Consider the following 16,067-nt stretch of genomic DNA (forward strand, 5'->3'; position numbering starts at 1 on the left):
TCACCTCATCTCGGAAGGATCCCGGGGACCCGGTTCACTACTCAGAGAGTAGACGGCACCACTGACAGTCACCGTCGGAGCGGTCCGCGGACGGCTCCGCCAAGCGCAGGCCGCGAGCACCGCCGCCATCCCGGTGAACATCACGATGTCCTTGAACGCGTGCCGCCGCGCGCTGCCCAGCTCCGGCCAGGCCACCCCGGCGAGCTGCGGCAGCAGGGCCATCCAGAACCACACCGAGCGCGCGGCGGCGTCCCGCACCACCACCGACGCGACGAGCGCGGGCACGATCACCAGGGCGTAGTGCAGGAAGGACGGCCGGGACACCAGGAACGCGGCGAGCATCAGCAGCGACCCGCACTCGACGAGCCGCAGCGCCTCGTCGCCCCCGCGCCGCCAGCGCTGCCGGGCGACGGCGAGCACCGCCGCGGCGGCGCAGGCGGCGAGCACGAACGCCAGGTGGTGGGGGACGCCGAGACGGGGCAGGACAGCGGTCCACGAGGCGTCGAAAGGCGCGGCGTAGTCGTCCTGGCCGTGCAGCAGGAACGGCAGCGTCTTGGTGAGTAACAGCCCCGGCCGGGGCATGGCGAGCGCCGCCGCGAGGGAGATCGTCGCAGGCAGGGCCACCGCCCAGGCCAGCGCCCGCCACCGCCGGGCGAGCACGAGGAGCAGCAGCAGCGGCACGAGCATCGGCTTGAGCGCGACGGCCAGGCCGATGGTGACGCCGGCGGCCGTCCAGCGGCCGCGGAGGGCCAGCAGCAGCGCGGCGGGGAAGGCCACGGCCGAGGCGGCCGTCCAGTTGCCCAGGTGGACGATGCTCTGGAAGGGGAGGAAGAGGCCCAGTCCGGCGGTCAGGGCGGCGGCGAGCCGGCTGTCCGCCCGGACGTCGAAGATCCGCATGGCGAGCACGACGCCGGCGAGCACCAGGGCGGCGGTGGCGAACGGCACGGCGCGGGACAGCGTCGCGTTGCCGAACGGTGCTTGCGGCAGCGCCGCGAACACCGCGCCCGGCAGATAGAGGAACCGTTTGTCCGCGTACGGCGAGCCGCCCTCCAGCAGGGCGCGGGCGGCCCGGACGACGACCGCGTTGTCCATGCCCGCCCGGCGGACGCCCAGCATCCGTCCGGCGCTCAGCACATAGACCAGCAGGGCCGCCGCCAGTACGGGCCACGAGGCCCGGCCGGCGATCCAGCGCGCGAAGCCGTCCCGGGACGGGGGCCCGTCGTCCGGCGCACTCATCGTTCCACCTCCAGCAACATCAGTCCTCCGGGGCCCGGGGCGGCACGCCGCAGGGCCGGGTCGTCGGGCGGCAGGCCGGGCCCGCCGTCCTTCTGCAGCACCCATCGCGCCCCGTACTCCCGGAGGGCGCCCAGCCGTTGCGCGCGCGTGGCGGAGGGCGCGTAATAGCGGCGTGTCACCGCCCTGCGCTCCCGTTCATCGGGGAGGAACACGTCCGGATAGGCGGGGGCGACGGTGTACGGCCCGTAGGCGGGCAGCATCCGCAGCGCGTGGTAGTCGTCGGTCATGACCGTCTCTCCGGCCGGCACCCGAGCGGCCGCCCAGGTGAACGACGGCCACGGGGCGATGGACGGAACGTGCGCCCGGACCATCCGGGCGGCGCGGGCCGGCAGGGCGTAGGCCACGGCACCGGCCTGGACGCACGCTCCCACCAGGAGGGCGGCGGTGGTCGCCCCGGCGAGCAACGGCCCCGCCCTGCGGCCGGTCCGCCCGGCCGCCTCCACCGCGAGGGCGAGTTGGGCGGGGAGCAGCACGGCGGGCAGGATCCGCCCCCACGACCAGTGGCCGGTCAGCCCGCCCGCGGCGAAGACCGCCGCGCCCAGGGCGAACAGGAGGGCGAGCGGATCGCGCCGGTCCCGCCACCACCGCGCGCCGAGTGCCACCACTCCCAGTGCCACCAGGCAGAACTTGGACACCAGATGCTGGTAGAGCGGCCGGTGGATCTCCTCCAGGCCGTCGGCCCCGGACAGCGCGGTGAACGGGTAGTACGGCCATGCCGCGAGCACCGCTCCGGCGAGCAGCGCGCCGGCGCCCACCCGAAGCCAGACGGCGCGCGCGGGCAGAGGCCGCGCCCCGAAGAGCACCGACACCACCCCCAACGCCGCGACGGCTCCGGTGAATTGGTGCACCAGGAGCACCAGGGCGAGCAGCAGCCCCAGCCCCAGAAACCGGACCGTCCCCCACCGCTCTTCGACCGCCCGGCGCAGCAGGGCCCACAGATGCAGCGCCAGCCCCAGCGCCAGCGTGCTCGGATAGGCGACGGTCAGGGCCAGCGAGGTGAGGCCGGGCACCCCGCTCCAGGCGAACAGCCGGGTGCCGTACAGGAAGAGGACGCACAGCAGCGCCAGCGGCACCGCCGTCCGCCGGCCGGTCAGCGTCCGGACGAACGCGCGCACCCCGGTGCCCAGCGCGACGAGCCCGGCGAGCGCGGCCAGGTGCAGCACCGCCAGCGCGCTCTCCCCGGTCGCCGCAGCGAGCAGCGCCAGCAGGACCATCCAGGGGGAGTAATAAGGGCTCGGCACGTCCGCGTCCACCAGCGGATGCCCCGGGTGCAGCGGGTCCGCGCGCAGCCGCTCCACCACGGCCGCGTGCATCCCCAGGTCACCGGCCCACGGCAGCCGCACCACGGCGGCCAGCAGCAGAGCGGCCGGGACCAGGACGACCAGCAGCAGGGCGCGGTACGGCAGCTCCGTCGCGGCGCCGGCGGCCGGCGGGGCCTCCGTCCGGGTGGTCACGGCGCGCGGCTCAGCGGGCCCGCCCACCGCTCGAACGCATCTCCTTGGCCCGCAGCCGCCAGGGCATCGCGACCGATTCGAGCTGCACCGCCAGGCTCATCTTGGACTCGCCCACCGTCCGGTCCTCGAAGTGGATCGGCACCTCCAGCACCGTGAACCCCGCCCGCAGCGCCCGGTACTTGGCCTCGACCTGGAAGCTGTAGCCCGCGCTGTCGATGGTGTCGAGGTCGAGGGAGCGCAGCGCCGCCGCGCTCCACAGGTTGAAGCCGCCGGTGATGTCGCGCAGCCGGGTGCCGAGGATGGTGCCGGCGTAGGCGTTGGCCCAGCGGGAGAGCAGTCTGCGGTGGGCCCCCAGGCGGCGGACAGCGTGCCGCCGGGCACGTAGCGGCTGCCGACGACGACGTCCGCCCCGGTGGACAGGGCGACGCCCAGCATCTCGGCGACCTTGCCGACCGGGTGGCTGCCGTCGGCGTCCATCTGCAGGACGTACGCGGCACCGTCCTCGACGGCCCGCGCCATGCCGGCCGCGTACGCCCGCCCGAGGCCCTCCTTGGTGGTGCGGTGCAGCACGGAGACGCGGGGGCGGCCGGGCTCGTGGTACTTCTCGGCCAGCTGCTCGGCGACTTTCCCGGTGCCGTCCGGGCTGTCGTCGTCCACGACCAGCAGCCGCAGCCCCTCCAGCGGCAGCGCCATCAGCGCCTCCGCCATCATCGGGAGGTTCTCCGCCTCGTTGTAGGTGGGCATCACCACGGTGGTCACCGTGCGGGCCCACTCGGCGGGCAGCGGGGTCAGGACGGCGGGGGTGTGCGGAATGCTCATGGGCTGTCCTCTTCGGTAGGGAGCGGGGGCGGGGGCGTACGGAACGACGGGTCCCCGGTCAGGCGGCGCCGAAGCGGATGGCGGCGTCGGGAATGGCGGTGCCGCACCAGACACGGGCCCCCTCGCGGAGTTCGTTGTCCGCTCCGATTTCAGCGTGATCGCCGATGACGGCGCCGTCCAGGACGGTGCGCGGCCCCACCCGGGCGGCGGTGCCGATCATGGACGCCCGGATCCGCGCCCCCGCCTCGATCCGGGCCCCGTCCAGCACCACGGACCCGGTGATCTCGGCACCGGCCCCGATCCGCGCCCCCGTGCCGACGACCGTCCCGCCGGCCAGCCGCACCCCGGGCTCGACATGGGCCCCGGGTAGCACCAGGTGCTCGCCCGGTTCGCCCGGCACCGCCGGGGAGCGGACGATGCCGCGCACCAGGTCGGCGGATGCCTGGATGAACGAGGCCGGCCGGCCCAGGTCCAGCCAGTACGACGCGTCGACGACGCCGTGCAGCAGCGCGCCGCCGTCCAGCAGCCCGGGGAAGGTCTCCCGCTCGACGGAGACCGGGCGGCCGGCGGGAATGGCGTCGATGACCTCCCGCCGGAAGACGTAGCAGCCGGCGTTGATCTGGTCGGTGACGATCTCGTCGGGGTGGCGGGGCTTCTCGGTGAAGGCGAGCACGCGGCCGTCGGGGCCGGTGGGGACCAGGCCGTACGCCCGGGGGTCGGCGACCCGGGTGAGGTGCAGGGTGACGTCAGCCTGGGCCTGCTCGTGGCGTCTGAGCAGGGCGGGGATGTCGAGGCCGGTGAGGATGTCGCCGTTGAAGACGAGCACGGGTTCGCCCGGCCGGGTGGTGAGCGCGTCGGCCGCGCCCCGGATCGCTCCGCCCGTGCCGAGCGGCTGGTCCTCGGTGACGTAGGTGAGCCGCAGGCCGTAGGCGGAGCCGTCGCCGAAGTAGGGCTCGAAGACCTCGGCGAGGTAGGAGGTGGCCAGCACGACGTGGTCGACGCCGGCCGCCCGGGCCCGGGCGAGCTGGTGGGCGAGGAACGGCACCCCCGCCGCGGGGACCATGGGCTTGGGTGTGTTCAGCGTGAGCGGCTGGAGCCGAGTGCCCTTGCCGCCGACGAGCAGTACCGCCTCTGTCATGCCACTGTCCTCGCGCATCGTCGTCGCATCGTCGCACTGCGTTAGTTTTCGCGGGAAATTACACTACAATCGGCTGTCTGCGTGCAATGTCCGCTATGCGTGGCGACCGTTTCGGGAGATGCCCTTGCGACAGACGACGGCAAGAGGGAGACGCCTGCCCGGCGCGGCGAGGCTGTTGGCGCTCGGACACGAGTTCGCGAAATTCGGCACCGTCGGGGTGCTGGGGATCTTCGTCAACTTCGGCGTCTTCAACCTGTGCCGGGGCATCACCAGGCTCCCCGTCGTGCGGTGCAGCGTGGTCGCCACCGTCGTCGCCATCGCCTTCAACTACCTGGGCCTGCGGTACTTCACCTACCGCGACCGCGACAAGAGCCACCGCAGCAGGGAGGTACTGCTCTTCGCGGTGTTCAGCGCCCTCGGCCTGATCATCGAGAACGGCGTCCTGTACATCGCCACCTACGGCTTCGGCTGGGGCTCGCCGTTCCAGAGCAACCTCTTCAAGTTCCTCGGCATCGGGACCGCCACCCTGTTCCGCTTCTGGGCGTACCGGGCCTGGGTCTTCCGGGCCATGCCCCGCCACGGACCGCGGCACGGCCGGCCCCATGCCGAGCCCGCTCCCGCCGCGCCCGCTCCCGCCGCGCCCGGTCACGACGCGCCCGCAGGACCCGCCGGGCCCGACCCGGCCGCGTACCGCCCCGAGACCACCGCACCTCCACCGTAGGAACCACCGGCCCCCAGGACAGCAGGGCCGGGCGGACGGGCCGCCAACGCCGGCGGAACCGGCAGGAACGCGGGGATGAAGAAGGACGAAAAGGGGCGGCCCCGGGGTGGTGGAACCCCGGGGCCGCCCCTGTGCGACGAACGTCAGCTGTGCGTCCGCAGCAGGGTGCGCATCGTCCGCATGGCCACCGACAGGTTGGCCAGGTCGAACGAGTCCGAGCCGCGGATCTCGTCCAGCGTGCTCCGCGCGCGGCTCAGGATCGGCGCGTTCTTCTCCTCCCACGCCGTGAAGCGCTGCTCCGGCGTGGAGGAGCCGTTGCCCACCGAGAGGATGTCGGCGGTGAGCGCGGCGTGGCACGCGTACAGGTCCTCGCGGATGGAGGCGCGGGCCATGGACTGCCAGCGGTCGGCGCGCGGCAGCTCGATGATCTTGTCCATCAGCTGGGTGATGTGCAGCCGGTCGCCGAGGTCGTAGTAGACCTCCGCCACGAACAGCGGCTCCTTGCCGGTGCGCTCCGCGATGGCGACGATGTCCAGCGCCGGGAAGACGGACGAGAAGCCCGCGACCCGGACGGCCAGCTCGCCGGGGATCCCGGCCTCCGTCAGCTCGTCGTGGATGGACTGCCACCAGTCGAGGTCCGCGCCGCGCAGCAGCTTGGGCAGCTCACCCCAGACCGTCGCCACGCCGTCGCGGAAGAACTCGATGGTCTCGGCCAGCCGGAGCGGCTGCGGACGGTTGTTGAGCAGCCAGCGGGTGCCGCGCTCGACCAGCCGCCGGGAGTGCAGCCGCACCCGCGTCTGCACGTCCGCCGCGACCTTGTTGTCCAGCGCCTCGACGGCGTCCCACACCGCGCCCAGACCGAAGATCTCGCGGGCCGCGGCCTGCGCCCGGACGATCTCCTCCAGCGACGCCCCGGTCTCCTCCCGCAGCCGGTGCAGGAAGGTCGAACCGCCGGTGTTGACCGTGTCGTTGACGAGGACGGTCGTCACGATCTCGCGGCGCAGGGCGTGGTGGTCGATCTGCTCGCCGAACGTCTGCCGCAGGGCGCCCGGGAAGTAGGCGTAGAGCAGGCGCTGGAGGTACGGGTCGTCCGGCAGCTCGGTGTCCAGCAGCTCCTCGGCGGTCGTGATCTTGATGTAGGCGAGCAGGACCGCCAGCTCCGGCTGGGACAGGCCGCGCCCGGCGGAGAGCCGCTCGCGGATCTGCCGGTCGGTGGGCAGGAATTCCAGCGCGCGGTCCAGGTGGCCGTCCCGGCTGAGGCGGCGCATGATCCGCTGGTGGGCGTGGAGCAGGCTCGGCGCCTGGGCCTCCGCGTTGGCCAGCGCGACGTTCTGCGCGTAGTTGTTGCGCAGGACCAGCTCGCCGACCTCGTCGGTCATCTCCGCCAGCAGCTTGTTGCGCTGCTTGACGGTCATGTCGCCGTCGGTGACCAGCGCGTTGAGCAGGATCTTGATGTTCACCTCGTGGTCCGAGGTGTCCACGCCGGCGCTGTTGTCGATGGCGTCGGTGTTGACCCGGCCGCCCGCGAGCGCGAACTCGATCCGGCCCAGCTGGGTCAGGCCCAGGTTTCCGCCCTCGCCGACGATCTTGACCCGCAGGTCGCCGCCGTCGACGCGGATCGCGTCGTTCGCCTTGTCCCCGACGTCCGCGTGGGACTCGGTGGACGCCTTGACGTAGGTGCCGATGCCGCCGTTCCACAGCAGGTCGACCGGGGCCCGCAGGATGGCCTTCATCAGCTCGGCGGGGGTCATCTTGGTGATGCCCGGCTCGATGCCGAGGGCCTCGCGGACGTGCGCGTTGAGCGGGATCGACTTGGCCGTCCGCGGGTGCACGCCGCCGCCCTTGGACAGCAGCGAGGTGTCGTAGTCGGCCCACGAGGAGCGCGGCAGCTCGAACAGGCGCCGGCGCTCGGCGTACGAGGTGGCGGCGTCCGGGTTCGGGTCCAGGAAGATGTGCCGGTGGTCGAAGGCGGCCACCAGGCGGATGTGCTCCGACAGCAGCATGCCGTTGCCGAACACGTCACCCGACATGTCGCCGACGCCGACGACCGTGAAGTCCTCGGTCTGGGTGTTGTGCCCCAGCTCCCGGAAGTGGCGCTTCACCGACTCCCAGGCACCCCGGGCGGTGATGCCCATCCCCTTGTGGTCGTAGCCCGCCGAACCACCGGAGGCGAAGGCGTCGCCGAGCCAGAAGCCGTACGACTGGGCGACCTCGTTGGCGATGTCGGAGAACGTCGCGGTGCCCTTGTCGGCCGCGACCACCAGGTAGGTGTCGTCCTCGTCGTGCCGCACGACGTCCTTCGGCGGCACGACCTCGCCGCCGACCATGTTGTCGGTGATGTCGAGGAGACCGGAGATGAACGTCTTGTACGAGGCGATGCCCTCGGCCAGCCACGCGTCACGGTCCACCGACGGGTCCGGCAGCCGCTTGCCGACGAAGCCGCCCTTGGCACCCACCGGCACGATGACGGTGTTCTTCACCATCTGCGCCTTGACCAGGCCCAGCACCTCGGTACGGAAGTCCTCGCGCCGGTCGGACCAGCGCAGACCACCGCGGGCGACCTTGCCGAAGCGCAGGTGCACACCCTCGACGCGCGGCGAGTAGACCCAGATCTCGAAGGCCGGGCGCGGCGCAGGGAGGTCCGGGATGGCCTGCGGGTCCAGCTTGATCGACAGGTAGTCCCGCGGCTCGCCGTGCTCGTCGCGCTGGCCTCCTCCTTCGCTTCCGGCGCTGACGCGCTGGAAGTGGTTGGTCCGCAGCGTCGCCTTGATGACCGTGAGGAACGCCCGCAGGATGCGGTCCTCGTCCAGGCTCGCGACCTGGTCGAGGGCGCCGTCCAGCTCCTCCAGCAGCCCGTCGGTCAGCTCCCGGCCCGCCCGCTGGAGCGCCGGCGACATCCGGGCCTCGAACAGGTTGATCAGCAGGCGCGTGGTGTGGACGTTGTTGCTGAGGGTGTCCTCCATGTACGACTGGCTGAACGTCGTACCGGCCTGCCGGAGGTACTTGGCGTAGGCGCGCAGCACCATCGCCTGCCGCCAGTCGAGACCGGCGCGCAGCACGAGCTGGTTGAAGTTGTCGTTCTCCGCCTTGCCCGTCCAGACCGCGGCGAAAGCGTCCTGGAAGCGGCCGCGGGCGTCGTCGCCCTCGACGTGCTCGGGCATCCGCAGCCCGAAGTCGTAGATCCACGCGGTCGTCCGGTCCGAGCAGCGCAGCTCGTACGGGCGCTCGTCGACGACCTCGACGCCCAGCCGGCTGAGGACCGGCAGCACGGCGGAGAGCGAGACCGGCTCACCGGTGCGGTAGATCTTGAAGCGGCGCTCGTTGGGGGCCGCGCCGACCGGCTCGTAGAGGCTGAACGCGAAGTCGCGGTCGCCGCCGGCCGTGGTCAGCTTCTCCAGGTGCTGGAGGTCGGCGACGGCGCCGCGGGGGCTGTGGTCGGCCTTGTAGCCCTCGGAGAAGGCGTGGGCGTAGCGGCGCAGCAGCTCGGCGGCGCGCTCCTCGCCGACCTCGGCGGTGAGGGTCTCGGCGAAGCCGTCGGCCCAGGAGCGGGCGGCGTCGACCAGGCGGCCCTCGATGCGCTCGGCGTCGGCGTCGCTCAGCTCCGGCAGCGTGGAGCCGGGCTCGACCCGGACGACGAAGTGCAGCCGGGACAGGACGGACTCGGTGTTCCAGGCCGTGAAGTCGACGCTGGTGCCGTTGAGCTCTTCCTTGAGGATGTCGATCAGCCGCAGCCGGACACCGGTGGTGTAGCGGTCGCGCGGCAGGTAGACCAGGGCGGAGTAGTAGCGCCCGTACTCGTCACGGCGTAGGAACAGCCGCAGCCGGCGGCGCTCCTGGAGGTAGAGCACGTTGGTGGCGATGGAGCGCAGCTGGTCGGCCGGGGTCTGGAACAGCTCGTCGCGCGGGTAGGTCTCCAGGATCTGGAGCAGGTCGCGCCCGTCGTGGCTGTGCGGCGTGAACCCGGCGTCGGACAGCACCTGGGCCACCTTGCGGCGGATGACCGGGACCCGGCGCACCGACTCGGTGTAGGCGGCCGAGGAGAACAGGCCCAGGAAGCGGCGCTCGCCGACGACGTTGCCCTCGGCGTCGAACTTCTTGACGCCCACGTAGTCGAGGTACGAGGGGCGGTGCACGGTGGCGCGGCTGTTGGCCTTGGTCAGCACGAGGAGCTTGTGCTCGCGGGCCTTGGCCCGGGCGTCGGCCGGCAGCCGGCTGAAGGACGCCGAGGCGGGCCGGGACAGCGGCGCGTGCGGGCCTTCGTGGTGCCCGTCGGCCGTGTGCGCGGGATCGGAGCGGAGGATGCCGAGGCCGGTGCCGGGGACGGCGGTCAGCGCGTCCTCGTCGCCACTGTCGGCGGGCACCTTGGTCAGCTCGTACTCGCGGTAGCCGAGGAACGTGAAGTGGTCGGCGGAGAGCCAGCGCAGCAGCTCGCGGGCCTCGTCCACCTCGGTGACCGGCAGGTCGGCGGGGGCCGGCTCGTCCTGCAGGCCGTCGGCCAGCCGCAGCGCGGCCTCCCGCATCTTCTCCCAGTCCTCGACGGCCTCGCGGACGTCGGAGAGGACCCGCAGCAGGTCGGCGCCGATCTGCTTGAGGTCGTCGCGGTCGGTCTCGCGGTCGATCTCGACGTGGATCCAGGACTCGACGAGCGCGTCATGCGGCAGCTGGGCGTCCTTGCCGCTGCCGTGCGCGTCGCAGTTGGAGCCGAGGACCTCCAGCAGACGACCGGTCAGATCGCGGCGGACGACCATCTGCGGGTGGATGACGACGTGGATTCCGCGGTTCTGCCGGGAGAGCTCGTTGGTGACCGAGTCGACCAGGAACGGCATGTCGTCGGTGACCACCTCCACCACCGAATGACTGCACGTCCAGCCGTTCTCCTCGACCGTGGGCGTGTGCACCCGCACGTTCGCGGTGCCCTGCGGCCGGTTCTCGGCGAGCCGGTGGTGCGACAGCGCGGCGCCGAAGACGTCGACGGGGTCGCGGCCCGTCAGGTCCTCCGGCGCCGTGTGCAGGTAGTAGCGCTGGAGGTACGCGGTCAGGGTGTCCTGGTCGAGCCCGCCCTCACCGTTCGGCCCGGTCGGGTGCTGTCCCCCGGCCGGCGTGTTCTCGGCGACGCGGGCCGCCCGCGCGAGCAGCTCGGCCTTGGCTTCGTCCAGCTTGGTCTGCATGTCCTCTGGCTCCTGTCGCGCGCCGTTGCGTGACATAGGTGGTGAAGGCATCACGCCGCGACGCCGGTTCTCCGGTCGACTTCGACGGTATGCCGGGATGAGGGGCGACCGGGCCGTTCTCGGACAACTCTGTCAGAAACGTCAGAAGCGTCGGACGGACCCGGTTCCGGGGACCAGCGGTGGCCCGGGCGCCTTGGCGCTCCGGGCGGCGCACAGGGGCATCGTCGCCCCCGCGGGATATCGCGCTGATCACCCGGTAAGGCTATCGCTCTTCCGGGGGACCGCGTCATGAGCCGATTGTGTACAAAAGACGGCCCCTGTCTTTGACGGTCTGGACAGCGACCCGACCCCGGCCGCGGCCCGGCACCCCTTCCCGGCGCTCCCCTCACCGCTTTCCCCCCGTTCACCTCGCCATTCGCCCCATACCAGCGGCCTGTCGGCAGCCGCCGGCCTCACGCCACCAGACGCTCCGCGAGCTCGACCGCCTCCGTCAGGGTGTCGACCACCGGCACCCCGGCGGCGGACAGGCTCGCCCTGCTGTGCGACCCCCCGGTGTACAGCACCGCCTTCGCACCCACGTGCGCCGCCGCGAGCGCGTCGTCCACCGCGTCCCCGACCACGACCACCCGCTCCGGAACCATGCCCTCCAGGGCCGCCACGTGCCGGGCCATCTGCTCGGCCTTGCCCCGGTCGCTCCGGCCCGTACGGCCGTCGACGCGGACGAAGTGGTGCTCGATGCCGTACGTCCGCACCAGGGGTATCAGGTCGTCGTGCGACGCCAGCGAACACAGCGACTGGGTGCGGCCCGCCGCCTGCCGGTCGGCGAGCAGCTGCCGGGCCCCCTCGGCCAACTCGGCCTCCACGGCGTACTTCGCGTAGTGCCGGTGGAACGCCGCGTCCATCACCTGCCACTCGGCGTCGCTGGGCAGCCGGCCCATGAGCCGCTCGTAGAACCGCGGCACGGGCACGCAGTACAGGTCCCGGTACCGCTCCAGCGTGATCGGGGCAAGCCCCACCTCGGCGAACGAGGCGTTCGTCGCGGCCATGACCGCGTCGACGTCGTGCAGCAGCGTGCCGTTCCAGTCCCAGACGATGTGCGCCCCGTGCCGTGTCATGGAAAGACCGTACCGGCCCCCACTGACAACGCCCCCGGCCACCCGTCCGACCAGGGCGGACGCCCCACCGGCGACGCCCCGGACCAGCCGCCCGCCCAGAGCGGACGCCCCTCGGACCGGCCGGCTCAGATCAGGTTGGGGATCTCCTGCACGCCGAACCACATCAGCTCGTGGTCCTCCGCGCCGTCCACCGTGAAACGGGCGTCCTCGTCGCCCTGGTCGGCCGCGCCGAGCGCCGCCGCGGCGGCCGCGACGTCCGCCTCGGCGTCGTCCGCGTCCACGTGCACGGCCGCGGCCTTCGCCAGCGGCACCGGCCGGGACAGCCGCACCTCGCCGAGCGCCGACTCGTCGAGTCCGCGGTCGGGGTCGACGGCCGCCTCCCGGTCCGGGACGTCGACCGCGACGACCACGCGGCGGCGCGGCGACCCCGGGTCGGTGGCGATCCGACGGAGCGACGCCTGCGCGGCGCGCCCGAGCGCCGCGTACTCCAGCTCCTCCATGTCGTCGGAGACGTACCACTCGCGCAGCGCGGGGGTGACGGCGTAGGCGTCGAACGGGGCCGGGCCGAGCTCGCCCGTCCGGTGTGCCTCGGCGAGACCGGGGAGGGTCAGAGGGACGTAGACGCGCATGTCCGCCGCTTTCCGGAGTACCTGTGGATGGGTGCGCTGCCAGCATACGGGGGCCCGTCGGGCCGGGGCGCGTCCCCCTTCGAAGTGCCGGACACCGGTCGGCCGGCCCCCGGCCCTCACCCGGCCTACCGCCGCGACCAGCGGAAACCGCACATCCCTCACCCGGATAGGTGAATCGCTCCCGGCCGCCGGAGGTCCTTGCCGGGCCCGTCCGCGCGCCGGTAGAAGATCCCCGACCGAAGGGGGCGAACAGCGTTGCACAGGACCACCGGACCGGGCCGGGACACCGCCCGGCGCACCGCACCACCACGGCGGACGGACGCCCGGCGCCCGGGCGCCGGCCCGGCCGCACGGCAGCTCCGCGCGGGCATCCCGCGCTACTGGTTCGCCGAACAGCTGCTGCTCACCCTGAGCGGCCAGCGCCCGGTGCACCGGATGCTCGGCTACACCCTGCCCGCCGCCTACGACCTGCTCGTCGAGCTCGCGCCGAGGGCGCCCCTGCGCCCGCCGGCCCCCGGCGGCACCCCGGTCGTACACCGCTGCGACCAGTTCCAGCCGCGCCCCGGCGTGATCGAGGCGTTCGCGCGGATCACCTCCGGCGACCGGGTGCGGGCCCTGGCCTTCCGGCTGGAGCGGGGCACCGACCAGCGCTGGCGGTGTTCCGCCGTCGAACTGGGCGGCGCGCACGCCTGAGCACGCCGGAGGGGCGGGACGCACCCGCGTCCCGCCCCTCCTCGCGACCTCTCAGGTCACTTCTTGCGACGCCGGCCACCGCCGCCGTTCCGCTGCGCCTTGCGGCGCTCGGCCCGGGTCATCCCGTCCGCCGCGGAGCGGACCGGACCGTCGTCGTTGGTGAAGTCGCCCTCGACGACGCCGCCCTCGCCGTCCACCGTCGGGGCGGAGAAGTGCAGCCGGTCGGGGCGCTGCGGGGCGTCGAGGCCCTTGGCCCGGATCTCCGGACGGGCGGCCGGCACCGCGTCGGCCGGGGTCTTCTCCAGCGAGGGCGCCTCGCCGGCCTGGACCGGGACCTCCTCCAGCTGCTGGTCGACCTGGACCTCCAGGTTGAAGAGGTAGCCGACCGACTCCTCCTTGATGCCCTCCATCATGGCCTGGAACATGTCGAAGCCCTCGCGCTGGTACTCGACCAGCGGGTCCTTCTGGGCCATCGCGCGGAGGCCGATGCCCTCCTGGAGGTAGTCCATCTCGTAGAGGTGCTCACGCCACTTGCGGTCCAGGACCGACAGGACGACGCGGCGCTCCAGCTCGCGCATGATGTCCGAGCCCAGCTGCTCCTCGCGGGCCGCGTACTGCTCGTGGATGTCGTCCTTGACGGACTCGGCGATGAACTCGGCGGTGATGCCCGCGCGGTCGCCCGCCGCCTCCTCCAGCTCCTCGATGGTCACCTTGACCGGGTAGAGCTGCTTGAACGCACTCCACAGCCGCTCCAGGTCCCACTCCTCCGCGAACCCCTCGACGGTCTCCTGGCGGATGTAGTCGTCGATGGTGTCGTCCATGAAGTGCAGGATCTGCTCGCGCAGGTCCTCACCCTCCAGGACGCGCCGGCGCTCGCCGTAGATGACCTCGCGCTGGCGGTTGAGCACCTCGTCGTACTTGAGGACGTTCTTGCGGGTCTCGAAGTTCTGCTGCTCGACCTGCGACTGGGCGGAGGCGATGGCCCGGGTGACCATCTTGTTCTCGATCGGCACGTCGTCGGGAACGTTGGCCATGGCCATCACGCGCTCGACCATCTGGGCCTTGAACAGGCGCATCAGGTCGTCGCCGAGCGACAGGTAGAAGCGGGACTCGCCGGGGTCGCCCTGACGACCGGAACGACCGCGGAGCTGGTTGTCGATCCGGCGCGACTCGTGCCGCTCGGTGCCCAGGACGTAGAGCCCGCCGAGCGACTTGACCTCCTCGAACTCCGCCTTGACCGCGGCCTCGGCCTTCTCCAGCGCGGCGGGCAGGGCGGCGGCCCACTCCTCGACGTGCTCCACCGGGTCCAGGCCGCGCTGGCGCAGCTCCGCCTCGGCGAGGTCGTCGGGGTTGCCGCCGAGCTTGATGTCGGTACCGCGGCCGGCCATGTTGGTGGCGACGGTGACGGCGCCCTTGCGGCCGGCCTGCGCGACGATCTGCGCCTCGCGCTCGTGGTGCTTGGCGTTGAGGACCTCGTGCGGGATGCCGCGCTTGGAGAGCTGCTGGGAGAGGTACTCCGACTTCTCCACCGAGGTGGTGCCGACGAGGATCGGCTGGCCCTTGGCGTGCTTCTCGGCGATGTCCTCGACGACCGCGTCGAACTTCGCGACCTCGGTGCGGTAGATCAGGTCCGACTGGTCCATGCGCTGCATCGGACGGTTCGTCGGGATCGGCACCACGCCGAGCTTGTAGATCTGGTGGAACTCGGCGGCCTCGGTCATGGCCGTACCGGTCATGCCGGAGAGCTTGTTGTAGAGGCGGAAGAAGTTCTGCAGGGTGATCGTGGCGAGCGTCTGGTTCTCGTCCTTGATGTCCACCCCTTCCTTCGCCTCGATCGCCTGGTGCATGCCCTCGTTGTAGCGGCGGCCGGCGAGGATACGGCCGGTGTGCTCGTCGACGATCATGACTTCGCCGTCCATGACGACGTAGTCCTTGTCCTTCTTGAACAGTTCCTTCGCCTTGATGGCGTTGTTGAGATAACCGACGAGCGGCGTGTTGACCGATTCGTAGAGGTTGTCGATGCCCAGCCAGTCCTCGACCTTGGTGACACCGGACTCGTGGATGCCGACCGTGCGCTTCTTCTCGTCGACCTCGTAGTCGCCGGTCTCCTCGATGCCCTTCTGCGGGTTGGCCGGCTCGCCGCGCTTCAGCCGGGTGACCAGCTTGGCGAAGTCGCCGTACCACTTGGTGGCCTGGTCGGCGGGGCCCGAGATGATCAGCGGGGTACGGGCCTCGTCGACGAGGATCGAGTCGACCTCGTCGACGATCGCGAAGTTGTGCCCGCGCTGCACGAGCTCGTCCTGCGACCACGCCATGTTGTCGCGCAGGTAGTCGAAGCCGAACTCGTTGTTCGTGCCGTACGTGATGTCGCAGCCGTACATCTCGCGGCGCTGGGCCGGCGTCATGTTGGCCAGGATGCAGCCGACCGACAGACCCAGGAACTTGTGGACCCGGCCCATCATTTCGGAGTCGCGCTCGGCGAGGTAGTCGTTGACCGTGATGAGGTGCACGCCGTCGCCGGAGAGCGCGTTCAGATAGGCGGGCAGGGTGCCGACGAGGGTCTTGCCCTCACCGGTCTTCATCTCCGCCACGTATCCGAGGTGCAGGGCGGCGCCGCCCATGAGCTGGACGTCGTAGTGGCGCTGGCCGAGCACGCGCTTGGCCGCCTCGCGGACGGTCGCGAACGCCTCGGGGAGCAGGTCGTCGAGGCTCTCGCCGTCGGCGTACCGCTGCTTGTACTCCTCGGTCAGGGCGCGCAGCTCGGCGTCGGAGAGGGTGAGGAAGTCCTCTTCGATGGAATTGACCTGGTCCGCGATGCGGTGCAGCTTGCGCAGGATCTTGCCTTCTCCTGCACGCATGATCTTGCCGAAGACGGACACGTAGGCTGACTCCTTGCCGGTCGGGCCTGGCACTGACTGTCCCCCGCCACCGGCGGGGAGAGGGTGCGCGGGCACGACGGGACAGTCCCCGCCGCAACGGCCATCGTAAGCGAGGACCCCACCGCGCCGGGAGGTCCGTCATCGCGGAGGCCGGG

General features: G+C 72.0%; 9 protein-coding genes and 1 pseudogene. 2 read left to right on the top strand and 8 right to left on the bottom strand.

Translation table 11 applies throughout. The annotated features are described in order from the left end of the window. The 4 genes and pseudogenes from ACQEVS_RS13125 to ACQEVS_RS13140 all read right to left on the bottom strand — a co-directional run bounded on the left by ACQEVS_RS13125 (position 1) and on the right by ACQEVS_RS13140 (position 4,707). On the bottom strand, positions 1-1,236 hold the full coding sequence (locus tag ACQEVS_RS13125; RefSeq protein WP_433019639.1) for a glycosyltransferase family 87 protein: 1,236 nt from the start codon (positions 1,234-1,236) through the stop codon (positions 1-3). Then, complete coding sequence (locus ACQEVS_RS13130; protein WP_433019642.1) at positions 1,233-2,750, bottom strand: hypothetical protein; 1,518 nt, start codon at positions 2,748-2,750, stop codon at positions 1,233-1,235. Before ACQEVS_RS13130 ends, ACQEVS_RS13125 begins: the two co-directional genes overlap by 4 nt. 10 nt (positions 2,751-2,760) lie before the next feature. Beyond that, a pseudogene (locus ACQEVS_RS13135) lies at positions 2,761-3,569 on the bottom strand (polyprenol monophosphomannose synthase). A 58-nt stretch (positions 3,570-3,627) separates the two neighbouring features. Continuing rightward, positions 3,628-4,707, bottom strand: coding sequence for a sugar phosphate nucleotidyltransferase (locus ACQEVS_RS13140; RefSeq protein WP_433019645.1), 1,080 nt, complete (start codon positions 4,705-4,707; stop codon positions 3,628-3,630). 118 nt (positions 4,708-4,825) lie between these two features. On the opposite strand from ACQEVS_RS13140, the gene ACQEVS_RS13145 reads away from it, so the two are divergent. Further along, a complete protein-coding gene (locus ACQEVS_RS13145; RefSeq protein ID WP_433019648.1) occupies positions 4,826-5,428 on the top strand; it encodes a GtrA family protein in 603 nt (200 codons plus the stop codon). A gap of 143 nt (positions 5,429-5,571) precedes the next feature. Here the strand turns inward: ACQEVS_RS13145 and ACQEVS_RS13150 are convergent, their stop codons facing one another. The 3 genes from ACQEVS_RS13150 to ACQEVS_RS13160 form a co-directional block, all read right to left on the bottom strand. Beyond that, complete coding sequence (locus ACQEVS_RS13150; protein ID WP_433019651.1) at positions 5,572-10,596, bottom strand: NAD-glutamate dehydrogenase; 5,025 nt, start codon at positions 10,594-10,596, stop codon at positions 5,572-5,574. A gap of 452 nt (positions 10,597-11,048) precedes the next feature. Beyond that, complete coding sequence (locus tag ACQEVS_RS13155; protein WP_433019654.1) at positions 11,049-11,711, bottom strand: HAD family hydrolase; 663 nt, start codon at positions 11,709-11,711, stop codon at positions 11,049-11,051. Between the two features lie 125 nt (positions 11,712-11,836). Beyond that, on the bottom strand, positions 11,837-12,340 hold the full coding sequence (locus ACQEVS_RS13160) for a DUF6912 family protein (protein WP_433019657.1): 504 nt from the start codon (positions 12,338-12,340) through the stop codon (positions 11,837-11,839). Positions 12,341-12,595: 255 nt separating this feature from the next. On the opposite strand from ACQEVS_RS13160, the gene ACQEVS_RS13165 reads away from it, so the two are divergent. After that, complete coding sequence (locus ACQEVS_RS13165; RefSeq protein ID WP_433019660.1) at positions 12,596-13,033, top strand: Rv3235 family protein; 438 nt, start codon at positions 12,596-12,598, stop codon at positions 13,031-13,033. A 56-nt stretch (positions 13,034-13,089) separates the two neighbouring features. On the opposite strand, the gene secA is transcribed toward ACQEVS_RS13165, so the two are convergent. Continuing rightward, positions 13,090-15,912: a preprotein translocase subunit SecA gene (gene secA / locus ACQEVS_RS13170; RefSeq protein ID WP_433019663.1), complete on the bottom strand. Its 2,823-nt coding sequence runs from the start codon at positions 15,910-15,912 to the stop codon at positions 13,090-13,092. Positions 15,913-16,067: the final 155 nt, after the last annotated feature.

Source organism: Streptomyces sp. CA-181903, assembly GCF_050937075.1.
Taxonomy (GTDB): domain Bacteria; phylum Actinomycetota; class Actinomycetes; order Streptomycetales; family Streptomycetaceae; genus Streptomyces.